Raw genomic sequence first — 21,729 nt, forward strand, 5'->3', positions numbered from 1 at the left:
GACAGAATATAGCAGATAAAATTTAGCAAATCATGACTAGGGTCATGACTTTCTTGGATCTTGATAACTGCTTAGACCTCATTCGTCGTGATCCCTCTGACATAATCAGCGGTCTATACTCGGTTTTTACCCGTTACCTTGTTATTACTGAGTGTCAATTATAGTGGAAGATAAACAAAGGAAGTGACTATGCCCAATTTAGTGCTGGAGTACTCCAACTCCGCTGAAGAGCGAATAAATGTTCAGGGACTGCTTGAGGATTTACATCAAGTAGCATTAAACAGCGGACTTTTTGAGACAAGCTCAGTAAAATCTCGCACTTTACGATGTCACCATTGGTTGGTGGGTGATGTCGCGGATAGTGAAGATTTTATCCATGTTCAATTTGAGTTGCTTGAGGGGAGAACCCCTGCGCAAAAACGAGAATTATCACAACAGCTCATGGATGTGCTGGTATCTCAGGCGAGTCATATCTACAGTTTGACGGTAGATGTTCGTGATATGGATAAAGACTACTTTATGAAAGTCATTAACGGGTAACACTGATGCCAATAACCACTTTACTTTTTTCCTTCCAAGGCCGAATAGGACGCCAGACTTATTGGATTTGGAACTGTTGCTACTATGCCATGATCCTTGGCTTTGTTGTCGGTGTGAATCGGCTTTTCCCGGGATTGGCTTCGCTGATTTTGCCGGTTTTTTTACTGCTGATATTGATTCCTGATTTAGCGATCACGGCCAAGCGTTGGCATGACAGAGACAAAAACAGTTGGTGGTTACTGCTGAATATTCCTTTGGTTATTGGTCGTATGAGTGTGCCTGTTGGCGCTAACGCTCTGACTGCCAATGAACCCATGTTGTATGAAACCATTATTTCTGTCGCTGCGTTAATCTGTGGCAGTTGGATTCTGATTGAGTGTGGCTTTATGAAAGGCACCAATGGTGACAACCGATTTGGCAAAGAGCCTGTTTAGTTTCAGCTGGAATAAACAACAACAAAAGGGAGCATAGGCTCCCTTTTATATTCTTAGTGTTTGGTTTTTAGCGCCATTCTTCATCACTGTTGCGTCTGAAAGGAATGACAACAGCCTGTTGTTGAGAAACTTCGCCTTCTAAGGCATCACGGAATTTCACCATTTGAATGGTCATTTCCCGCATCAAAATGACGTTAATGTGATTAGGGTTTTTGCACTGGCTTACAACTAAATCAATGTGACTTTGTTGTGCCCGTAATCTCTGTTGCATGTTCAGTGAAGCTGACGAAATCATCTCTTCACACATTTGGCGTTTGAATTGAGAGAAAGCCTCCGGATTTTGCTTTGCCAACGCAACGAGTTCGTCAAATGGAGGAAGTTCTTGTTGATATGGTTGCGACTGAGGTTGGGGCATAAAAGGCTCCTCTTCGATTCCCAACCCATTGAACCGCTGTGATGACCGATATGAGGGCTGGGAGAACAAATTAGTGATGAAATAATCAACACTATAAGCTTAAGTGAGGATTTTTAGCGTGGTGCGGGGAAAATCCCAATTCTCGAATTTAAGACAGATTTGCCAGTGTGAGCAGTCACTATGCTTTTGTGATGAGATACGTACAGCGACGTTCACCTTGGATAATATGTTCTTGGCGATCGACCTGATAATCATGGCCTAACAAGTGCTGGAATATATTGAGTTCAGATTGACACAGATTTGGGCAACGGGTTGCGGCTTTGCAGATAGGGCAATGGTTTTCAATCAGCATAAAACCGTGCTCTGTTGTTTCAAGCTCCGCCATGTAACCTTCTCGCTCGCGTAAGGTGACTAGAGCGTTCAGCTTTTCTTCGATATCCGTGAGATCAGCCAGCGCTTTTTTATACGTTGATAAGGTTTGCGCTTCGCGCTCTGCTGCAACTTTAGCGAGCCCTTCTTTGCCAAAGATATGCTCTACTGCGTCCATCACCTGAATGGTGAGTTCACTGTGCCTGTCGGCAAATTGATCGTGACCTTGTTTGGTTAAGGACCAGTGACGAGTGGGGCGACCGACTTTGACTTTCACATCATGAAACGACAAGATTCCGTCTTCTTCCAAACTTTGCAGATGTTGACGAGCGCCCATTGTGGTAATGGAAAGATCATCGGCAAGCTGTTTGGCAGTAACTGCACCTTCGCGTTTGATGGTGTGTAAAATCCTATCGATAGTTTTCATTATTTCCCTCTCTAGACACTGCTTATTATGAATTCAGTTCTTAATAAAGCAAATTATTTACTATGCTCTCGACTTCGGCTGATTTGGCTGGTCATTGCTCTCCGGTTGTTTTCATCTGCCCGTTTTTATCGAAGGGAATTTTTTATCGGGTGCCAGCACTGAGGTTAATTAGAGTACTTCTCCATTGAATCGTTAATTTCGTCACATTTTTTTCGCGTTTGCCCCTTGGGTTATCATCGAGTATCCCCCACATATCATTCACAAGCTGTTTGGGTCTGGTGACCCATTTATTAACTCAGTGTTTATTAACCAAATGGAAATCTAATCAGGAGAGACGACCGATGAATATTCGTCCATTACATGATCGAGTTATCGTTGAACGCCAAGAAGTTGAATCTAAGTCTGCTGGTGGCATTGTTCTTACTGGTTCTGCTGCGGAAAAATCAACGCGCGGTAAAGTGCTTGCTGTCGGTAAAGGCCGCATTCTAGAAAACGGTACAGTTCTTCCACTGGACGTAAAAGTTGGCGATTCTGTGATTTTTGCTGAAAGCTACGGCACTAAATCAGAAAAGATCGACGGCAAAGAAGTTCTTATTCTGTCTGAAAGCGACATTCTAGCAATCGTTGAGTAATTGCTCTGAGCTCTTATGTTCCCAAAAGAACTAAAAGTTCGCTCTATCATTTATCAATAAACGAATTCTTAAGAGGAAATACAACATGGCTGCTAAAGACGTAAAATTTGGCAATGACGCACGTGTAAAAATGCTGGAAGGTGTAAACATTCTAGCTGACGCTGTAAAAGTAACTCTTGGCCCTAAAGGTCGTAACGTAGTTCTAGACAAATCTTTCGGTGCACCAACTATCACTAAAGATGGTGTATCTGTTGCTCGTGAAATTGAATTGGAAGACAAATTCCAAAACATGGGTGCACAAATGGTTAAAGAAGTTGCATCTCAAGCAAACGATGCAGCGGGTGACGGTACAACAACAGCAACTGTACTAGCACAATCTATCGTTAATGAAGGTCTTAAAGCGGTAGCTGCGGGTATGAACCCAATGGATCTTAAGCGCGGTATTGATAAAGCAGTAGTAGCAGCAGTTGAACAGCTTAAAGCACTATCAGTACCATGTGCTGATACTAAGGCGATTGCACAAGTAGGTACAATCTCTGCTAACTCAGACTCAAGTGTGGGTAACATCATTGCTGAAGCAATGGAAAAAGTAGGCCGCGACGGTGTTATCACTGTTGAAGAAGGTCAAGCTCTTCAAGACGAACTAGACGTTGTTGAAGGCATGCAATTCGACCGTGGTTACCTATCTCCATACTTCATCAACAACCAAGAATCGGGCAGTGTTGACCTAGACAACCCATTTATCCTATTGGTTGATAAGAAAGTATCTAACATCCGTGAACTTCTTCCAGTTCTTGAAGGTGTTGCAAAAGCTTCACGTCCACTGCTAATCGTAGCGGAAGACGTTGAAGGTGAAGCACTAGCAACGCTAGTTGTGAATAACATGCGTGGCATCGTAAAAGTAGCTGCGGTTAAAGCGCCTGGTTTCGGTGACCGTCGTAAAGCTATGCTACAAGACATCGCTATCCTAACTGGCGGTACAGTGATTTCTGAAGAAATCGGTCTTGAGCTAGAGAAAGCGACTCTAGAAGATCTAGGTCAAGCTAAGCGTGTGGCTATCACTAAAGAAAACACAACTATCATCGACGGTGCTGGCGAAGAAGATGCGATTAAAGGTCGTGTATCACAAATTCGTCAACAAATCGAAGAAGCAACTTCAGACTACGACAAAGAGAAACTACAAGAACGCGTTGCTAAGCTAGCAGGCGGTGTTGCAGTAATCAAAGTTGGTGCAGCAACTGAAGTTGAAATGAAAGAGAAGAAAGACCGCGTAGAAGACGCTCTACACGCAACTCGCGCAGCGGTTGAAGAAGGTGTTGTAGCTGGTGGTGGTGTTGCACTTATCCGCGCAGCTTCAATGCTAACTGAGCTTACTGGTGACAACGAAGAACAAAACGTGGGTATCCGCGTAGCACTTCGTGCAATGGAAGCGCCAATTCGTCAAATCGTGAAGAACGCAGGTGATGAAGAGTCTGTGGTTGCGAACAACGTTAAAGGCGGTGAAGGCAACTACGGTTACAACGCGGCAACTGGCGTGTACGGCGATATGATCGAAATGGGTATCCTAGACCCAACGAAAGTAACTCGTAGCGCTCTTCAGTTTGCAGCATCAGTTGCTGGTCTAATGATCACAACAGAAGCTATGGTAACTGATAAACCTAAGTCAGACGCTCCAGCTATGCCAGATATGGGCGGCATGGGCGGTATGGGCGGAATGATGTAATTCCCCCTTATGCTGACGAGACCTCATAGTTAGGTCGAGCATAAACCTCTTAAAGGCAGAACGTGTTTTACATGTTCTGCCTTTTTTATTGGATTAAGTTTATTCAACAGTCGCTTCGGTTTTGCAGTTTCAATTAACTCAGACTATCGGATAGCTAGAAATTAGCCGCTAAGTTATGCACTATGAAGATTGGTTTTCCATGGAAGGTTACTAATGCAAATTCAGCAGCTTAAACATCAAACAGAATCGGTATCTTTGGTTATAGATAACTGGCAGTTACAAGCCGGAGAACATTGGGGCATGTTTTCAACTCATAACCATGCGGCGTCGCTACTGGTGCGAGTATTGAGTGGTGAGTTGCAACCTCAACAAGGTGAGGTCTCTGATCTTCCTGAAAAAATTGCCTGTGTCTCTTTGCATGAGCAGCAACGCTTGCTGGATTTAGAGCTGGAAAAAGATGATACCGATTTTATGGATCGTATTGACTACGGTTCAACGGTGGAAGAGCTGGTGGCAGAAGTGGGTTGTACTGGTGATGAACTTGAGTCGTTATTAGCGACAACGGATTTATTAGCCATCAGAACTCGTGGTTTTCGTCAGCTTTCCACAGGAGAAACACGCCGAGTGATGCTCGCTCGTGCGCTTGCATTAAAACCACAAATGATGATCTTGGATGAGCCTTATTCCGGCTTAGACATTGCGCACCGTCAGCGCCTTTCCGAGCTGTTACAGCAGTGTTCGAACCATATTCAACTGGTCATCATCACATCCCGTGAAGACGAGTTACCATCTTTTATTACGCATGTGGCCTTGTTCGACGAGCAGAAACTTGCTCAAACATTAAGTCGTGAAGAGTGGCTGAACCACCCAGTGATGGCGCAGATGCTGGCGTTATCTGAGCAAAAGAGTGATGCGATGTTCGAGCTGCTGCAAGCTCACCAGTCACAGCATCAGTACCCAAATCCGTTAGTTATTATGAATGACGTCACGGTGGAATATGTGGATGCCAAAATCTTTTCAGGTGTGAATTGGCAGATTGAGCAAGGGCAGCATTGGCAAGTGCGAGGTCCTAACGGCTGTGGTAAAAGTACGCTACTTGGACTAATTCTTGGGGATCATCCTCAGTGTTACAGCAATGATGTAACGGTATTGGGCATGAAACGAGGCAGCGGTGAAACTATCTGGGATGTGAAACGTCACATTGGTGTGGTTTCTTCGGCTTTGCATCTTCAATATCGGGTCAATTGTACCGCTCTCGAAGTGTTGATTTCCGGATTCTACGACTCAATTGGCCTCTATCAGCAGCCGAGTAAGAAAGAGATTATGTATGCGCGCGAGTGGTTGCAGCTGTTAGAAATGAGTCAGTTTGAAAAAGTGGGTTTTCGAAATCTGGATTACGGACAGCAGCGACTGCTGTTAATTGGCCGAGCCTTAATCAAACTGCCCGCACTGCTGATTTTGGATGAACCTTATCAAGGGTTGGATTTCCTCAACCGCAAGTTAGTGTTCAGAGCTCTAAATCGCATAGCTTCTGCAAATATCAGCCAATTGCTATATGTGACTCATCATGAAGAAGACTCGCTAGATGCAATCCATCACTTTGTGGATTTTGTTGCCCAACAAGGTGAGGGATACCGAGTCAACATATACTCGAATCAGCCATAACGCCCAGAAAAAAGCGTTGCCAGAGCAACGCTTTTCAATGGTTAGTGACGACGTCTGAGTTTCTGATGGACGCCTCGACGCAGACTATGGAAGGTGTTTTCTGCCTTATCAACGCCGTAAAGCACACTAAGTGCAAGAAAAGTAATCACGACAGACTGTGTTAAGTAGCCTAAACCGATCATTAGCCCTAACGCTGCCAATACCCAGATAACTGCCGCAGAGGTAACTCCGTGAATTTTACCATCCAGCGTCATCATCACACCCGCACCTAAGAAGCCGACACCCGTGATGATTTGCCCAAGCACACGAGCTTGGTCAAGAGTATTTGGGGACAAAGACACCGCCATCGCCATAAAAAAGTAAGTGCCGGAAATAATCAGTATTGAGGTGCGGATACCCACTGGTTTTCCTCGGGTTTGGCGTTCAATACCGATAAGTAAGCCGTTGATCATACAGCAAAGTAAAGCGGACCATTGGAATGGCCCAAGGTCTAAAATAGAATCCAAAGTTAGCATGGCAGCCTCAATGCATATAGGCGTGAAGAAGCGCAGTATGCAGCGAATCGTACTTACGATCTAACAAAAGCTTTTATGGGCTAGATAATCAATATCTATAGAACTACTCAAGATGCAAATCGAGTGGCGTTTTACTGCTTCTTCCACCAATTTCACGGGTGAGTTTTGGCACCAAATAACCAGATACACGTTCAATGACACCGGCCATGATGGTTTTTGCCGTGTGGTCATCAATAAAGAAGTGAGCCGCGCCCTGCACTTTGTCTAATACATGGATGTAATAAGGCAAGATACCTGCATCAAATAGGCTTTCACTCAGATTTACCTGAGCTTCCACCGAGTCGTTTACCCCTTTTAACATTACTCCCTGATTGAGCAGAGTTACGTTAATCGCACGCAGTCGAGACATTTGCTGCTTTAACTCAAGGTTGATTTCATTCGCATGATTGATGTGAGTGACAAGTACCACTTGTAAGCGGGTCTGTGCCAGTGTGTCTACCAGCTCATCGGTAATACGAGCAGGGATAACTACAGGCAGGCGAGAGTGGATGCGCAGACGCTTGATGTGAGAGATCGCAGTGATCTTGTCGATCAGCCAAGCCAGCTCGTGATCTTTCGCCATCAAAGGGTCTCCGCCAGAGAGAATGACTTCATTCAGTTCAGGATGCTTGGCAATGTAATCCAAGCTTTGTTGCCAAACCGATTTGGTGCCTTTGTTGTCTTCGTAAGGAAAATGACGACGGAAACAGTAACGACAGTTAATAGCACAGCCGCCTTTCACGATCATGAGCGCTCGGTTACGATATTTATGCAGTAACCCGGGGATGTCATTATTCTGCTCAGAAAGAGGGTCGTTTGAATAACCTTGGTGTACTTCAAACTCTTCGCTTAATGGCAAAACTTGTCGCAGCAAAGGATCGTGCGGATTACCTTTCTCCATTCTGCTGACAAAACTTTGCGGTACTCGCTGGGCAAATAATTTGCGCGCAGCAAACCCGTCTTGCCAAGGCGTAGGATCAATACCCAGCTCGTTGAGCAATTGAGTGGGATCTGAGATAGCATTTGCTAGTTGTTTGATCCAGTTTTTCTCAACAGAATCGACTTTTCGGGTTATGATGTGCGGCATTAATTTTAACTCGAAGAATGTAAGAGGAAATATGGCTACTGTTAGCACGAATGAATTTAAAGGCGGTCTTAAAATTATGCTTGATAATGAGCCTTGTGTCATTCTCGAAAACGAGTATGTAAAACCGGGCAAAGGTCAGGCTTTCAACCGTGTAAAAATCCGTAAACTGCTTTCTGGCAAAGTTCTAGAGAAAACTTTTAAGTCTGGTGACTCTGTAGAAACTGCGGATGTAGTAGATATCGACCTAGATTATCTATATTCAGATGGTGAATTCTACCACTTTATGAACAACACAACGTTCGAACAAATTGCAGCAGACGTTGCAGCTGTTGGTGACAACGCTAAGTGGTTGGTAGAAAACAATACTTGTACTCTAACACTTTGGAACGGTAACCCAATTTCTGTTACTCCACCAAACTTCGTAGAGTTAGAAGTGACTGAAACAGATCCAGGTCTGAAAGGCGATACTCAAGGCACTGGCGGTAAACCAGCAACGTTAGCAACAGGTGCTGTTGTACGTGTACCTCTATTCATCCAAATCGGTGAAGTAGTGAAAGTGGATACTCGTAGTGGCGAATACGTAAGCCGCGTGAAATAAGTATTGCTGTAGTTTGTACGGAAATTTCTAGTACAACTTATTGAATACAAAAAAGACCAGCAGAGATAGCTGGTCTTTTTGTATGTGTTATAGCTGGCTCTTGGTTTCAATAAGCCAGCAATATTTCCACTACAGCATTAGCATTCCAATAAACACGACTGCAAGCAGTGTGATGAATCCGGCAAATGCATAACAGGCAATTTTGCCGATAATACCTGTGTGGAATTTTAGGTCGTGCATACCGTGGTGAACACGGTGCATCGCATGCCACATTGGTAGGGCTAGAGTACCAATAATGAACAGCGCGCCAATAATATTGGTCGCAAAACCAGTGACACGCTCGTAGCTCAATGCTTCAGCATCAATAATGCCTAGCGGAACTAAGATACCTAATACGAACACAGTGATTGGGGTAATCATGGCAAACCAAGTACCGCCAGCACCAAACAGTCCCCACCATACAGGTTCATCTGAACGTTTTGGATTGGTATTAATCACAATAAGCTCCTTACACCACAATCAGAACAATGAGAGAGATGAAGGCAACTGCGGCCCACTGACTCAATACGATGATTTTCTTATCCAACAATTTGCCTTTGATGCGGATTGGCATCACTTGAGGCATCATGCTGAAGAAGGTTTGCGCATGAAATAGGCTACCTGCTAGCGCAACAATATTGATTGCGATAACGACCGGATGTGCCATAAATGCAAGCCAAGTATTCCAAGCTTCAGGGCCTTTAACCAATGCCCCCAAACCTACGGTCAGGAACAGGGTAAAAAGAATCAGCGGCAGAACCGTTGCTTCACGTACCATGTAAAAACGATAGAAAGGATGATCTTTCCACCAAGTTCGTTTCATCTGACGAACATAAGGTTTACGGTTACTCATCCTTAGCCCTCCACTTTGTTTGTTGAACCGTCTGGTTTCAACATTGCAATCACGAAGTCCATTGACGATTCCACTTTACCTTGGTTTACCGCCGCCGCAGGGTCGACATGTTTAGGACATACTTCAGAGCAGTAACCGACAAAAGTACAACCCCATGCGCCATTCTCGCCATTGATAAGCTTCATACGTTCTGCTTTACCATTGTCACGAGAATCTAGGTTATAACGATGAGCCAATGTCAGTGCCGCAGGACCGATAAACTCAGGGTTAAGACCAAACTGAGGGCACGCTGCATAACACAGACCACAGTTAATACAGCCAGCGAACTGCTTGTATTTTGCCATTTGCTCAGGTGTTTGGTTGTTTGGACCATCTTCAGGTGTACGGTCATTACCGATGATGTAAGGTTTGATCGCTTCTAGACGTTCGATAAACGGAGTCATATCGACAATCAAATCTTTTTCAATCGGGAAGTTCGCTAGCGGCTCGATTTTTAAGCCATTCGGGTAGTCACGTAGGAAACTCTTACACGCCAGTTTTGGCACGCCGTTAACCATAATGCCGCATGAACCACAAATCGCCATACGACAAGACCAGCGGTATGAAAGTTCTTTATCTAAGTTGTCTTTCACATAACCAATGGCATCGAGTACTGACATGGTTTCGTCAAAAGGCACTTCAAACTTTTGTAGATAAGGTTCAGCATCTCTCGCTGGGTCGTAGCGTAAGATCTCTACTTTTTGAATACGATTCGCCATTATTCTTGATCCTCCGCACTTGCACCTGCTTCTTGCGCCGCTTCTGCAGCTGCGGCTTTTTCTGCAGCTTCACCGTAGAGTCGTGCTTTAGGTTGAGACTTAGTGATGGTCACAGGGCTGTAATCAATTTTCGGCGCATCGCCATTTTGATAGAACGCAAGTGAGTGTTTTAGGAAGTTCTCATCATCACGTTCGGTACAACCGTTATCTAAACGCTGGTGGGCACCACGAGATTCTTTACGCAGCAATGCAGAGTGAACCATCGCTTCTGCTACTTCTAAACCGTAGCCAACTTCAATCGCATAAAGCAGGTCAGTGTTGAATACTTTACCTTTATCTTTGATGCTGATTTTCTTGTAGCGCTCTTTAAGCTCGGTAAGTTTATCGATGGTTTCTTGCATCAAGTCTTCTTGACGGTAGATACCACAACCCGCTTCCATGGTATGCCCCATTTCAGTGCGGATATCCGCCCAGTTTTCATCGCCTTCTTGGTTTAGGAGTGCTTGAATGCGAGCTTCAACGGCTTTCACTTGTTCATCAATAGCTTTGTCGTTCCAGCCTTTGAATTCTTGTGCGCGTTTCACTGCGTGTTCGCCCGCAACGCGACCGAATACCACGAATTCTGCTAGTGAGTTAGAACCCAGACGGTTTGCACCGTGAAGACCTACAGATGCACACTCACCTACGGCAAACAGACCGTTAATACGAGTTTCACATTGACCGTTGGTTTCAATACCACCCATGGTGTAGTGCACTGTTGGGCGAATAGGAATTGGCTCTTTCGCTGGGTCTACGTTTACATAGGCTTTTGCTAGTTCACAAATGAATGGCAGACGCTCTTGCAGGTACTCTTCGCCTAAATGGCGTAAGTCGAGATGCACAACATCACCGAGTGGGTGCTTGATGGTGTTGCCTTTTTGCTGTTCGTGCCAGAATGCTTGTGAAACTTTGTCACGAGGACCCAGTTCCATGTATTTGTTTTTCGGCTGACCCACAGGTGTTTCTGGACCCATGCCGTAATCTTGTAGGTAACGGTAACCGTTCTTATTGACGATAATACCGCCTTCACCACGACAACCTTCGGTCATCAGAATACCAGTGCCTGGCAGACCCGTTGGGTGGTACTGAACGAATTCCATGTCACGCAGTGGCACGCCGTGGCGATACGCCATTGCCATACCGTCGCCAGTTACAATGCCACCGTTAGTGTTACAGTGATAAACACGGCCCGCGCCACCTGTTGCTAATACAACCGATTTCGCTTTGATGAGAACTAATTCACCTTCAGACATATGAATGGCAACAAGTCCTTGAACTTCGCCATCAACAACCAAAAGGTCGACAACAAAATACTCATCAAATCGTTTGATTTGAGGATACTTAATTGAAGTTTGGAAGAGAGTATGTAGCATGTGGAAGCCAGTTTTGTCGGCCGCAAACCAAGTACGCTCGACTTTCATACCACCAAAACGACGAACGTTAACTTCGCCATTTTCTTTACGGCTCCATGGGCAACCCCATTGCTCCATTTGAATCATTTCGCGAGTGGAATTTTTCACAAAATATTCCACAACATCCTGTTCACATAGCCAGTCGCCCCCGCCAACGGTGTCGTTGAAGTGGTTGTCTAGGCTGTCTTCTTCCTTGATAACTGCTGCGGAACCGCCTTCAGCGGCTACCGTGTGAGAACGCATCGGATAAACTTTAGATATCAGGGCAACTTCTAGGTTCGGGTTCGCTTCAGCTGCTGCAATTGCAGTACGAAGACCCGCACCACCTGCGCCGATGACTGCGATATCTGTGGTAATTGTCTGCACAGTTATCCTCCAGTGTATTGTATGTTGATGATGAGCTATGGTGCTCATTCCTCGTTATATTGGGGGGTTGTTCGTTGAACGCTAAAGGATTGCCGCGCCTCCGAATCAAACCAAATCCACTTATAAAGTGGTAGACCCAGTTTAGGAGAGGTCAGAGAGGAAAAAATTGATTCTGTTGGGTTTTTGCTTAGGTAGTGCAAACATAAGCATACAAATTTTATCTTGTGTGATTGGCATCACGTTTGGGTTTTGTATTTTGATCCGAAAAGGTAAAATCTATTCAATCCTGATTAAGTGAATAACCAAATGAATAAGTCCGATTGGATGCCAACAGCATCAATAGAGCAACTTAAGCAACGTGCACAGCTCTTAACGTCAATACGTCATTTCTTTGCGCAAAGAGATGTGCTGGAAGTCGACACCCCTGCAATGAGTCACGCTACGGTGACGGATATCCACTTGCATACCTTTCAAACAGAGTTTGTCGGTCCTGAGTACGCCAACGGAAGCCGCCTGCATCTAATGACAAGCCCTGAATTTCATATGAAGCGACTGTTGGCAGCAGGAAGTGGCTCTATTTATCAAATCAACAAAGCGTTCCGTAACGAAGAGAATGGTCGTTATCACAACCCAGAGTTCACTATGTTGGAGTGGTACCGTGTTGGTTTTAACCATCATGAATTGATGGATGAAATGGATGACCTGTTGCAAATGGTATTAAAAGTGGGCGCTGCAGAGCGTATGACATACCAAAATGCATTTTTAACAGTGTTAAAGGTTTGTCCGCTTGAAGGTTCTATGGTTGAGCTGAAAAAAGTGGCTGCGCGATTAGGCTTAAGTGATATCGCTGAGCCAGAAGACGACAGAGACACTTTATTGCAGCTTCTGTTCAGTATTGGTGTTGAACCGCACATCGGGCAGCAAGTACCGGTATTTGTTTACGACTTCCCTGCATCTCAAGCAGCATTAGCGAAAATTAACCCGCACGATCCTAGAGTTGCAGACCGTTTTGAGGTCTATTTTAAAGGGATTGAACTGGCAAACGGATTCCATGAGCTGGACAACGCGAAAGAACAGTTAGCGCGTTTTGAGCAAGATAACTGTAAGCGATTGCAGATGGGATTAGAGGAACAACCTATCGACTATCATCTGATAGCCGCTCTTGAGTCGGGGCTGCCAGAATGCGCAGGTGTTGCTTTAGGTATTGATCGTTTGATTATGTTGGCATTGGGTGAAGACCATATTGATAAAGTGACAGCATTTCCCTTCCCACGAGCGTAGTTTGCTTCATATTGCCTTAAATGTGGGGAAAGAAGCTGAAACCATGACACATGCCAAGGATTATACGTGGTAACTACTCGCCTCAGGCGTTTAACCTCGTTATACTCCTTGTCTGATTTTGAACCACCATTTTTTGATATACAACGGTAAGAGCGCAGGACATGCAAGAATACATTCAGTTTTTCCAACAAAATATGATCCTATCACTAGCTTGGGTCGGTATTTTAGTTGCATTGATTTTCAATATTTATAAATCAGCAACAGCAACATACAAAGAGCTCACAGCACCACAAGTGACTCAGCTTTTAAACCGCGAGAATGGTGTTGTTGTCGATATTCGTGCGAAAGACGAATTCAAACGTGGTCACATTACTGACGCACTTCACATTTTGCCGACTGATATCAAAGCGAATAACTTTGGTGCGCTTGAAAGTCATAAATCTGACCCAATCATTGTGGTATGTAAGATGGGACAAACTGCTCGTGAAAGTGCAGATTTACTTACTAAAGCTGGTTTTGAGAACGTTAGTGTTCTTAAAAACGGTATTACAGGCTGGGTTGATGCAAAACTTCCGCTTGTTCGTGGTAAGAAATAACGCCCATAACCGATTTGAAATGCTGTCTAAAAAGGCAGCATTTGATTGAAAGAGATGTGATGTTTTCCACGTATTGGTGTCTCAGCCTCGTGATTCAGAACGTTCTCGGTTAGTCTCAGGGTATCAACCTTGACCGGAATTTATCAGTATTAAGGATTCAAAAATGGCTGAAGCAGCAACACAAGACGCACAACAAAACTTCGCAATTCAACGTATTTTCCTAAAAGATGTTTCTTTTGAAGCGCCAAATTCTCCAGTAATGTTCCAAAAAGAGTGGAACCCAGATGTAAAACTGGATCTAGACACTCAAAGCCGTGAACTGGGTGAAGGCGTTTACGAAGTTGTTCTACGTTTAACAGTAACCGTTAAGAATGCTGAAGAAACAGCTTTCCTATGTGAAGTTCAACAGGGTGGTATTTTTACTGTTGAGAATATGGATGCAGGTCAGCTAGCTCATTGTCTAGGTGCATTCTGCCCGAACATTCTATTCCCATATGCGCGTGAAACTATCTCTAGCCTAGTGGTTAAAGGTACGTTCCCACAATTGAACCTAGCACCAGTTAACTTTGATGCATTGTTCATGAACTACCTACAACAGCAAGCCGCTGGTCAAGGTACAGAAAGCGCTGAAGCTTAAGGCGATAGCGGTTTAAATATGTAGCCATTCGTGGCAATGAATGCACAGCGTACTTCATGAGTACGATGTGCATTTTTATTTTGACCCAAACTCAGCCAAATCATTAAGTAGGATTGGCATATTGAACTTTGGGTATAAAATTAGTGTTAACAAACGATTATTCATCGGGCGGAACAATGACAGACGCACAAGTAAATAATGCTTACGGTAAAACGGTATCCATGACAGTTATTGGTGCCGGCTCTTACGGAACCTCGCTAGCAATTTCATTAGCACGTAATGGCGCTAACATTGTTCTTTGGGGGCACGAAGAAGAGCACATGGCTAAATTACAGGCTGATCGCGCTAACCAAGCGTTTTTACCGGGTATTGATTTCCCTGACTCTTTGATTGTTGAATCTGATTTGAAAAAAGCGGTGGAAGCGTGTCGTGATCTACTGGTGGTTGTGCCGAGCCATGTGTTTGGTATCGTACTGAAAAGTCTGAAACCGTATTTGCGTCCTGACACTCGATTGTGTTGGGCAACCAAAGGTTTGGAACCAGAAACAGGCAGACTGCTACAAGATGTCGCTAATGATGTGATTGGTGACTCTCACTCATTGGCAGTGTTATCTGGGCCGACGTTTGCCAAAGAATTGGCAATGGGCATGCCGACAGCAATTTCAGTGGCGTCCCCAGATGCGCAGTTTGTGAAAGATCTGCAAGAGAAAATCCACTGTAGTAAAACTTTCCGAGTCTATGCAAACAGCGACTTTATTGGCATGCAGCTTGGCGGCGCAGTGAAGAACGTTATTGCGATTGGTGCGGGGATGTCTGATGGTATTGGCTTTGGTGCCAATGCGCGTACAGCACTGATTACTCGTGGCCTTGCTGAAATGACTCGCCTAGGTATTGCGTTAGGCGCTGAAGCTGAAACCTTTATGGGTATGGCTGGTTTAGGTGACTTAGTGTTGACCTGCACTGATAACCAGTCACGAAATCGTCGCTTTGGTTTGGCTTTAGGCCAAGGCAAAGATGTCGATACTGCCCAGGTGGAAATAGGTCAAGTTGTTGAAGGTTATAGAAATACCCAAGAAGTGTGGGCGCTAGCTCAGCGTATTGGTATTGAAATGCCTATAGTTGAACAAATTTATCAAGTATTGTATCAAGGGAAGGATGCACGCTTAGCCGCACAAGATTTGCTTGCGCGAGACAAAAAAGCGGAACGTTAACCTTGTATCATAAGTCAGGATCTCACTCGATATTACAATAAATACAGACCTGACTTTGAATGAACGTCCGGGACACATAAACCAATGAAATTGTGCGAAAAAGAGAAAGTTTGGCAGACCATCGTTAAGGAAGCTCGCGAACAGTCTGAACAGGAGCCAATGCTCGCCAGTTTCTATCATGCAACCATTATTAAGCATGATAGTTTGGCTTCTGCATTGAGCTACATTCTTGCGAATAAATTAAACACTGCTTCAATGCCTGCCATGGCAGTGCGTGAAGTGGTTGAAGAAGCCTTTGCGGCGGATCCTAGTATTACGGAAGCAGCTGCGTGTGATATTTGCGCGACGGTTAACCGTGACCCTGCGGTGTCGATGTACTCAATGCCCCTGCTTTACCTCAAAGGTTATCATGCTTTGCAAGGATACCGCGTTGCCAACTGGCTTTGGAAACAAGGCCGTGTGGCGCTGGCTACTTACCTGCAAAACCAAATTTCGGTTGCTTGCCAAGTGGATATCCATCCGGCTGCGCGTATTGGCCGAGGCATCATGCTTGACCACGCAACAGGGATTGTCATTGGTGAAACGGCTGTGGTTGAAAACGACGTTTCTATTCTTCAAGACGTGACCCTTGGTGGTACAGGTAAAGAGTGTGGTGACCGCCATCCGAAAATTCGTGAAGGTGTGATGATTGGTGCTGGTGCCAAGATTCTGGGCAACATTGAAGTGGGCGAAGGGGCGAAAATTGGCTCGTGTTCTGTGGTACTGCAAGCTGTTCCTCCGCATACGACAGTGGCTGGTGTTCCAGCACGAATCGTTGGTCGACCTAAGTCTGAAAAACCGTCCTTCGATATGGATCAGCAGTTTAACGGTCGCGTGCAGACATTTACAGGTGGCGACGGCATTTAGCTCGTGGCGTAAACAGAAAAACAAAAAGGGATAATGCTCAGCATTATCCCTTTTCTTTATCTCGTAAAGCAGATTAAGTATGACGCTGGCGTATTAGCCAATAGCATCAAGCTCAGCCATGACTTCTTCTGCCCACTCAATCCAAGTTTGACGAAGAAGTAGATTACGACGCAGCGTCAAACGCTCTAAACGTTGCTGCTTATCTAATACCGCAGGTGTAGCGTAGTAGGCAGCTTCGATTTCTTGATAGTGTGCAACTAGTTTGCGAGACTCTTCAACCAGTTCACCTAGTTGAGATCTAAAAGGTGCTGATGGTTGAACCGAGCAAGCAATAAGCTTTGCACTAAATTCATCTCGTACCGTAGGGTGAGCTGTTGGTTGCTCAAACCAATCGCCCAATGCGCTACGTCCAGAATCTGTAATTGAATAGACTTTTCTATCTGGTTTACCTTCTTGCGGCTCCAAAACACAAGTGACCAAACCTTGTTGGCCCATTTTGTTTAGTTCGCGGTAAACTTGTTGATGACTGGCTTTCCAGAAGTAACCAATACTTGCTGAAAACTCTTTAGTGATGTCGTATCCCGTCGCATCACGTGTGCTAAGAACAGTGAGAATTACGTGTGGTAATGACATGTCTTTTTATCCAAATTGGTTAAGTAAGTTTAAAAATTGCTTAACTATCGTTTGTGCTTCTGTTGGCACGCTTTTTTTAACTTAAATAGTTAAAAACTTAATAGTTAGAAAACTTAAGCAAATTCAGCACAAGTGTGCTGTTCATGTCACCTTTAAAGCCGTTTATCACCTAGAGGTAGTTATGCGTATGCATACCTCGCTACGATGTATTTTTATTAGTCTCGGTATCGCAGAGGTGCAGTAGTATATCTAAATAATAAGCATAAAGTAGAATACAAGGACGTTTTGATACAAAAAACTGATATTATTCTCAATAAAATCTCCAAGCAAAATAAAAGGTCGCTAAATTGCGACCTTTTGGTGTTTTTATGAAATATTATACTGCTAATTAGCCTGTGTTGCGCATACCTGCTGCGATACCTGCAATGGTTACCATCAGTGCTTCTTCCAGCTCTGTCGCAGGTGTTTCCGTTTGACGAGTACGGTACAGCAGTTCTGCTTGTAGCATGTTCAATGGCTCTACATAGATACTGCGTAGACGAATGGATTCCTGACCCCAAGGATCGCTTTGCATCAGGTTTTCGTTGTTCTCTACATTCAGCACCGTCTTGATGTCTTTTTGTAGCTGATCACGCAGACGTTGACCGAGTGGGCGTAGCTTCTCATCAACCAGACGCTCATCATAGTAACGAGCCAAATCAACACTACATTTGGTGTACACCATTTCAAGCATACCAAGGCGAGTTGAGAAAAATGGCCATTCACGACACATCTCTTCAAGCAGAGCTTGGTGACCTTTATCAATCGAGAACTGAATTGCCTCACCAGCGCCTAACCATGCAGGAAGCATCAAACGGTTTTGACTCCAAGAGAAGATCCAAGGAATCGCACGTAAGCTTTCTACGCCACCATTCGGGTTACGTTTGGCAGGACGAGAGCCCAGAGGTAATTTGCCTAGCTCAAGCTCAGGTGTTGCTTGACGGAAGTAAGGAACAAAATCAGGCTCACCGCGAACCACTTGACGATAGGCTTCACAAGAAACTTCTGAAAGTGCATCCATCAAGTCACGCCAATCTTGTTTTGGCTCTGGTGGTGGCAATAGGTTTGCTTCAAGGATTGCACTTGCGTACATGTTGAAGCTATTCACGGCAATTTCTGGCAGACCAAGTTTAAAGCGAATCATCTCACCTTGCTCGGTTACACGCAGACCACCTTTAAGACTCTTCGGTGGTTGAGAAAGCAGTGCCGCGTGTGCAGGTGCACCACCACGACCGATTGTACCGCCACGACCATGGAACAGAGTCAGTTCAATGCCTTCTTGGTCACACACTTTCACCAGTGAATCCATTGCACGGTATTGCGCCCAGCCAGCAGACATTACGCCCGCATCTTTCGCTGAATCTGAATAGCCGATCATGACCATTTGGTGGTTTTGGATGAAGCCTCGGTAAAGGTCGATACTCATCAGTTGCTTGATCACGTCTTCAGCGTTGTTCAAGTCATCCAATGTTTCGAATAGCGGACACACGTCCATACGGTAAGGACAGCCTGCTTCTTGAAGCAATAGGTGCACTGCCAGTACATCAGACGCTGTACGAGCCATAGAAATAACGTATGCACCAAACGCTGCTCGTGGTTGTGCCGCAATGATCTTACAAGTATCAAGAACTTCTTGAACTTGCTCAGAAGGCTGCCAATCACGAGGAAGAAGAGGGCGCTTAGAGCTCAATTCATTGGTTAAGAATGAAATCTTGTCTTGTTCACTCCAGTGATTGTAATCACCGATACCTAGGTAACGAGTCAGCTCAGACAGAACATCCGCGTGGCGAGTACTTTCCTGACGGATATCAAGACGCACTAAGTGAACGCCAAATGCTTTGATACGGCGTAAAGTGTCTAGCAATGAACCATCAGCGATAACACCCATGCCGCACTCATGCAGTGACTTATAACACGCGTAAAGCGGGTCCCAAAGCTGGCTGATGTCCTGAAGTGGAGCTTTTTTAGGAAGCTTCTCACCGTGCACTTTGGCATCCAGAACTTCGAGAGTTTCTTGGAGCAGTGAGCGTAAGCCTTTTAGAATTGCACGATACGGTTCATGTTCATTTTCACCCGCAAGTTGGCGTAGCTCATCACTGCATTTGGTCATCGATAGCTCGCTAACCAGCTCGTTGATGTCGCCTAGATAAAGGTCAGCCGCTTTCCAGCGAGAAAGTAGCAATACTTCACGAGTGATGGTGTGAGTTACAAATGGGTTACCGTCTCGGTCACCACCCATCCAAGATGAGAAATGAACTGGACGAGCGTCTAGAGGTAGACCTTCACCCAAGTACTCTTTTGCACGTTCATTAAGATCACGTAGGAACTCAGGTACGGCTTGCCATAGAGAATTTTCTACAACAGCGAAGCCCCATTTGGCTTCGTCTAACGGTGTAGGGCGTTGTTGACGAATGACGTCTGAGTGCCAGCTTTGAGCAATTAATTGCTCTAGACGGCGTTCAGTTTTATGACGCTCTTTAGAAGAGAGTTCAGTTAACTCGAGTTTAGATAGACACTCATTTATTTTTACCAACTTGTTGATCATCGTACGACGAGTGATCTCTGTTGGGTGAGCGGTCAATACTAGTTCAATGTTGAGTTCGCGTAGTGCCTGTGCGGTATCGAGTTTACTAATAGAATTTTGGCTGAGTTTTGAAAACAGAGCATGGATTGAATCTGGTTCACACACATTCTCTTCACAATGACGTGAAATGGTGTGGTACTGCTCAGCGATATTGGTCAAATTCAAAAATTGGTTAAAAGCACGAGCCACTGGAGTCAACTGCTCGTTGGGAAGGCTTTTTATCTCTTCAATCAGTAGATTCCGATCCGCTTGATTACCTGCCATTGCAGATTTTGAAAGCTTACGAATGGTTTCCACTTTCTCTAAAATAACGTCGCCATCTGCATCTTGAATGGTTTTACCCAATAGATGCCCAAGCATGCTTACGTTACTTTTGAGTGCAGAGTATTGTTCGTTCATTGTCATCCTGCCTTGTAAAAAAATTACATCCTGTGTTCCTTGTTAGAAAGACAATTTATCTAAGTTTGCCCAGTCTAGTCAAATGATGCTGGTGATATCTTTGCCAGTTTTTACCTGTTTGTGTGCAATGTAAGTTTGCTCAATTTGAGTGATTTGTTGGAATTTTCTTACAAAACAACAAGACGTTAATCACATTGTTATTAATGTGTTACGCCTTGTTGTTTGGCGGTTATAAGTCGTGAACTAGAAGCAGTACTTGTACATCGCCTTAGAAAGGATGTTAATGGTTGGGTCGATAAACTCGAAGGCCAAAAATTCGTCTGGTTGGTGAGCTTGGTCGATAGAACCCGGTCCCATGACCAGTGTCGGACATAACTCTTGTAGGAAAGGAGCTTCAGTACAATAGTTTACCGTTTGAGCTTCAACGCCGGTGATTTCGCTGATCCCTGCAATAAAAGGATGGTCATGCTCACATTCATAGCCAGGAATGGCATCGTGCAGAGGTTCGATCTCAATTCGTCCCGGCCATTTCTCTTGTACTTGAGTCAGTGCGCTACGCAGCATGTTGTCCAAACCATCAAGGCTAATGCCGGGGAGAGGGCGAACATCATAGTGCAGTTCACAGCAACCACAGATACGGTTTGGACTATCGCCTCCGTGGATATGTCCTAAGTTTAAGGTTGGACTTGGGATATCAAAACCGGGGTGGTGATACTCTTTGACTAATTTGTCGCGTAGTTGCATTAGTGCATAAAGCACTTCATGCATAATCTCAATTGCATTCACGCCTAGTGCAGGGTTTGAAGAGTGACCCGATTTCCCCGTAACACGAATGGCATTTGCCACATGTCCTTTATGACCACGAACTGGCACTAAGCTGGTTGGCTCACCAATAATGCAGTAATCAGGTTTGAATGGCGTATTTTGCGTGAAATGACGCGCTCCGAGCATGGTTGTTTCTTCATCACACGTAGCCAATATATAAAGAGGCTTTTTTTGCTTGCTCCAGTCCACTTTCTTCACTGCTTCTAAAATAAAAGCAAAGAAGCCTTTCATATCCGCAGTGCCTAAACCGTAAAAGCGGTTATTTGCTTCAGTCAACGCATGCGGATTAAAGTTCCAGCGACCCTCGTCGAAAGGAACGGTATCACTGTGACCGGATAGTAATAAGCCACCTTCACCTTCGCCTTTTTTAGCAATCAGGTTCTGTTTTCCTGGCGCAACTTGAACCACGTCCACTTGAAAGCCTAAAGCGCTGCACCAGTCTGCCAATTTAGAAATGACTTGTTCGTTGCCTTCATCCCAACGACTATCGGTGGAGCTGATGGATGAGGTTGAAATAAGACCTTCATAAACCTCAAGGAAACTTGGCAATTGCATATATTATTTGCTCCTACTATTGACAGAATTACGTTGAAACTGTAAAACACATATTAAATCACTTTTAGTGAATAAAAAACCGATAAAAGTGCCAATTTTAAAGATTTATAGTCATTTTTAATTGTCGATTTTTTACTCGATTTAGGACGTTT

Annotated in this window: 22 protein-coding genes; 11 read left to right on the plus strand and 11 right to left on the minus strand. The window is 44.6% G+C overall.

The genetic code is table 11. The features are described from left to right. Positions 1 to 189: 189 nt before the first annotated feature. A complete protein-coding gene (locus P4S58_RS00470) occupies positions 190 to 540 on the plus strand; it encodes a 5-carboxymethyl-2-hydroxymuconate Delta-isomerase (protein ID WP_102953954.1) in 351 nt (116 codons plus the stop codon). 5 nt (positions 541 to 545) lie between these two features. Further along, on the plus strand, positions 546 to 974 hold the full coding sequence (locus tag P4S58_RS00475; RefSeq protein WP_102962837.1) for a DUF805 domain-containing protein: 429 nt from the start codon (positions 546 to 548) through the stop codon (positions 972 to 974). A 67-nt stretch (positions 975 to 1,041) separates the two neighbouring features. Here the strand turns inward: P4S58_RS00475 and P4S58_RS00480 are convergent, their stop codons facing one another. Beyond that, positions 1,042 to 1,389 carry a DUF3135 domain-containing protein gene (locus P4S58_RS00480; protein WP_042485000.1) on the minus strand — a complete coding sequence of 116 codons (348 nt, stop codon included), beginning with the start codon at positions 1,387 to 1,389 and terminating at the stop codon, positions 1,042 to 1,044. A gap of 178 nt (positions 1,390 to 1,567) precedes the next feature. Continuing rightward, the gene (locus P4S58_RS00485) at positions 1,568 to 2,185 is read right to left on the minus strand and encodes a helix-turn-helix transcriptional regulator (protein ID WP_042485003.1); all 618 of its coding nucleotides are present in this window, start codon (positions 2,183 to 2,185) and stop codon (positions 1,568 to 1,570) included. A 341-nt stretch (positions 2,186 to 2,526) separates the two neighbouring features. Here P4S58_RS00485 and P4S58_RS00490 point away from each other — a divergent pair, with 341 nt between their 5' ends. From P4S58_RS00490 to modF, 3 genes are all read left to right on the plus strand, one after another. Beyond that, positions 2,527 to 2,817: a co-chaperone GroES gene (locus tag P4S58_RS00490; RefSeq protein WP_042485006.1), complete on the plus strand. Its 291-nt coding sequence runs from the start codon at positions 2,527 to 2,529 to the stop codon at positions 2,815 to 2,817. Positions 2,818 to 2,902: 85 nt separating this feature from the next. Then, positions 2,903 to 4,540 (plus strand): chaperonin GroEL, encoded by a 1,638-nt coding sequence (gene groL, locus P4S58_RS00495; protein ID WP_102962838.1) that lies wholly within the window; start codon positions 2,903 to 2,905, stop codon positions 4,538 to 4,540. Between the two features lie 213 nt (positions 4,541 to 4,753). Continuing rightward, positions 4,754 to 6,205 (plus strand): molybdate ABC transporter ATP-binding protein ModF, encoded by a 1,452-nt coding sequence (gene modF, locus P4S58_RS00500; protein WP_102962839.1) that lies wholly within the window; start codon positions 4,754 to 4,756, stop codon positions 6,203 to 6,205. A 41-nt stretch (positions 6,206 to 6,246) separates the two neighbouring features. Here modF and P4S58_RS00505 read toward each other — a convergent pair whose 3' ends face one another. Together P4S58_RS00505 and epmB are read right to left on the minus strand one after the other, a co-directional pair. After that, positions 6,247 to 6,720, minus strand: a complete 474-nt coding sequence (locus tag P4S58_RS00505; protein ID WP_102962840.1) for an MgtC/SapB family protein — start codon at positions 6,718 to 6,720, stop codon at positions 6,247 to 6,249. A 103-nt stretch (positions 6,721 to 6,823) separates the two neighbouring features. After that, positions 6,824 to 7,846 carry an EF-P beta-lysylation protein EpmB gene (epmB, locus tag P4S58_RS00510; RefSeq protein WP_102962841.1) on the minus strand — a complete coding sequence of 341 codons (1,023 nt, stop codon included), beginning with the start codon at positions 7,844 to 7,846 and terminating at the stop codon, positions 6,824 to 6,826. Positions 7,847 to 7,877: 31 nt separating this feature from the next. Between epmB and efp the strand changes: the two genes are divergently transcribed. Next, on the plus strand, positions 7,878 to 8,444 hold the full coding sequence (gene efp / locus P4S58_RS00515; RefSeq protein WP_102962842.1) for an elongation factor P: 567 nt from the start codon (positions 7,878 to 7,880) through the stop codon (positions 8,442 to 8,444). A gap of 129 nt (positions 8,445 to 8,573) precedes the next feature. On the opposite strand, the gene frdD is transcribed toward efp, so the two are convergent. Genes frdD through frdA form a run of 4 tightly spaced genes read right to left on the minus strand, consistent with a single transcriptional unit; the run spans position 8,574 to position 11,911 of the window. Beyond that, complete coding sequence (gene frdD, locus P4S58_RS00520; protein ID WP_102962843.1) at positions 8,574 to 8,942, minus strand: fumarate reductase subunit FrdD; 369 nt, start codon at positions 8,940 to 8,942, stop codon at positions 8,574 to 8,576. A 10-nt stretch (positions 8,943 to 8,952) separates the two neighbouring features. After that, the gene (frdC, locus tag P4S58_RS00525) at positions 8,953 to 9,336 is read right to left on the minus strand and encodes a fumarate reductase subunit FrdC (RefSeq protein ID WP_102962844.1); all 384 of its coding nucleotides are present in this window, start codon (positions 9,334 to 9,336) and stop codon (positions 8,953 to 8,955) included. 2 nt (positions 9,337 to 9,338) lie between these two features. Then, positions 9,339 to 10,097, minus strand: a complete 759-nt coding sequence (locus P4S58_RS00530) for a succinate dehydrogenase/fumarate reductase iron-sulfur subunit (RefSeq protein WP_042485030.1) — start codon at positions 10,095 to 10,097, stop codon at positions 9,339 to 9,341. Beyond that, positions 10,094 to 11,911 carry a fumarate reductase (quinol) flavoprotein subunit gene (gene frdA, locus P4S58_RS00535; protein ID WP_102953960.1) on the minus strand — a complete coding sequence of 606 codons (1,818 nt, stop codon included), beginning with the start codon at positions 11,909 to 11,911 and terminating at the stop codon, positions 10,094 to 10,096. The genes P4S58_RS00530 and frdA overlap by 4 nt, the downstream gene beginning before the upstream one ends. A gap of 306 nt (positions 11,912 to 12,217) precedes the next feature. On the opposite strand from frdA, the gene epmA reads away from it, so the two are divergent. The 5 genes from epmA (at position 12,218) to cysE (ending at position 16,542) form a co-directional block, all read left to right on the plus strand. Further along, the gene (gene epmA / locus P4S58_RS00540) at positions 12,218 to 13,192 is read left to right on the plus strand and encodes an elongation factor P--(R)-beta-lysine ligase (protein WP_102962845.1); all 975 of its coding nucleotides are present in this window, start codon (positions 12,218 to 12,220) and stop codon (positions 13,190 to 13,192) included. A 161-nt stretch (positions 13,193 to 13,353) separates the two neighbouring features. After that, positions 13,354 to 13,788: a rhodanese-like domain-containing protein gene (locus P4S58_RS00545; RefSeq protein ID WP_042485040.1), complete on the plus strand. Its 435-nt coding sequence runs from the start codon at positions 13,354 to 13,356 to the stop codon at positions 13,786 to 13,788. Between the two features lie 163 nt (positions 13,789 to 13,951). Next, on the plus strand, positions 13,952 to 14,425 hold the full coding sequence (gene secB, locus P4S58_RS00550) for a protein-export chaperone SecB (protein ID WP_042485043.1): 474 nt from the start codon (positions 13,952 to 13,954) through the stop codon (positions 14,423 to 14,425). Positions 14,426 to 14,601: 176 nt separating this feature from the next. Then, entirely contained in the window at positions 14,602 to 15,636 is a 1,035-nt protein-coding gene (gene gpsA, locus P4S58_RS00555; RefSeq protein WP_042485046.1) for an NAD(P)H-dependent glycerol-3-phosphate dehydrogenase, read from the plus strand. Between the two features lie 84 nt (positions 15,637 to 15,720). Then, entirely contained in the window at positions 15,721 to 16,542 is an 822-nt protein-coding gene (cysE, locus tag P4S58_RS00560; RefSeq protein ID WP_102962846.1) for a serine O-acetyltransferase, read from the plus strand. 93 nt (positions 16,543 to 16,635) lie between these two features. Here cysE and P4S58_RS00565 read toward each other — a convergent pair whose 3' ends face one another. The 3 genes from P4S58_RS00565 to argE form a co-directional block, all read right to left on the minus strand. Continuing rightward, on the minus strand, positions 16,636 to 17,175 hold the full coding sequence (locus tag P4S58_RS00565; protein WP_042485053.1) for a PadR family transcriptional regulator: 540 nt from the start codon (positions 17,173 to 17,175) through the stop codon (positions 16,636 to 16,638). A 388-nt stretch (positions 17,176 to 17,563) separates the two neighbouring features. Beyond that, on the minus strand, positions 17,564 to 20,197 hold the full coding sequence (gene ppc / locus P4S58_RS00570; RefSeq protein ID WP_102962920.1) for a phosphoenolpyruvate carboxylase: 2,634 nt from the start codon (positions 20,195 to 20,197) through the stop codon (positions 17,564 to 17,566). 243 nt (positions 20,198 to 20,440) lie between these two features. Beyond that, positions 20,441 to 21,577, minus strand: a complete 1,137-nt coding sequence (gene argE / locus P4S58_RS00575) for an acetylornithine deacetylase (protein ID WP_042485055.1) — start codon at positions 21,575 to 21,577, stop codon at positions 20,441 to 20,443. Positions 21,578 to 21,729 lie beyond the last annotated feature (152 nt).

The organism is Vibrio sp. Hal054 (genome assembly GCF_037162405.1).
In the GTDB taxonomy this organism is placed as follows: domain Bacteria; phylum Pseudomonadota; class Gammaproteobacteria; order Enterobacterales; family Vibrionaceae; genus Vibrio; species Vibrio diazotrophicus.

Excerpts from the sequence above, each read along its gene's own strand:
- P4S58_RS00470 (WP_102953954.1), top strand. The coding sequence starts at position 190 with ATGCCCAATTTAGTGCTGGAGTACTCCAACTCCGCTGAAGAGCGAATA.
- P4S58_RS00475 (WP_102962837.1), top strand. The coding sequence starts at position 546 with ATGCCAATAACCACTTTACTTTTTTCCTTCCAAGGCCGAATAGGACGC.
- P4S58_RS00480 (WP_042485000.1), bottom strand. The coding sequence starts at position 1,389 with ATGCCCCAACCTCAGTCGCAACCATATCAACAAGAACTTCCTCCATTT.
- P4S58_RS00485 (WP_042485003.1), bottom strand. The coding sequence starts at position 2,185 with ATGAAAACTATCGATAGGATTTTACACACCATCAAACGCGAAGGTGCA.
- P4S58_RS00490 (WP_042485006.1), top strand. The coding sequence starts at position 2,527 with ATGAATATTCGTCCATTACATGATCGAGTTATCGTTGAACGCCAAGAA.
- groL (WP_102962838.1), top strand. The coding sequence starts at position 2,903 with ATGGCTGCTAAAGACGTAAAATTTGGCAATGACGCACGTGTAAAAATG.
- modF (WP_102962839.1), top strand. The coding sequence starts at position 4,754 with ATGCAAATTCAGCAGCTTAAACATCAAACAGAATCGGTATCTTTGGTT.
- P4S58_RS00505 (WP_102962840.1), bottom strand. The coding sequence starts at position 6,720 with ATGCTAACTTTGGATTCTATTTTAGACCTTGGGCCATTCCAATGGTCC.
- epmB (WP_102962841.1), bottom strand. The coding sequence starts at position 7,846 with ATGCCGCACATCATAACCCGAAAAGTCGATTCTGTTGAGAAAAACTGG.
- efp (WP_102962842.1), top strand. The coding sequence starts at position 7,878 with ATGGCTACTGTTAGCACGAATGAATTTAAAGGCGGTCTTAAAATTATG.
- frdC (WP_102962844.1), bottom strand. The coding sequence starts at position 9,336 with ATGAGTAACCGTAAACCTTATGTTCGTCAGATGAAACGAACTTGGTGG.
- epmA (WP_102962845.1), top strand. The coding sequence starts at position 12,218 with ATGAATAAGTCCGATTGGATGCCAACAGCATCAATAGAGCAACTTAAG.
- P4S58_RS00545 (WP_042485040.1), top strand. The coding sequence starts at position 13,354 with ATGCAAGAATACATTCAGTTTTTCCAACAAAATATGATCCTATCACTA.
- secB (WP_042485043.1), top strand. The coding sequence starts at position 13,952 with ATGGCTGAAGCAGCAACACAAGACGCACAACAAAACTTCGCAATTCAA.
- gpsA (WP_042485046.1), top strand. The coding sequence starts at position 14,602 with ATGACAGACGCACAAGTAAATAATGCTTACGGTAAAACGGTATCCATG.
- cysE (WP_102962846.1), top strand. The coding sequence starts at position 15,721 with ATGAAATTGTGCGAAAAAGAGAAAGTTTGGCAGACCATCGTTAAGGAA.
- P4S58_RS00565 (WP_042485053.1), bottom strand. The coding sequence starts at position 17,175 with ATGTCATTACCACACGTAATTCTCACTGTTCTTAGCACACGTGATGCG.
- ppc (WP_102962920.1), bottom strand. The coding sequence starts at position 20,197 with ATGAACGAACAATACTCTGCACTCAAAAGTAACGTAAGCATGCTTGGG.
- argE (WP_042485055.1), bottom strand. The coding sequence starts at position 21,577 with ATGCAATTGCCAAGTTTCCTTGAGGTTTATGAAGGTCTTATTTCAACC.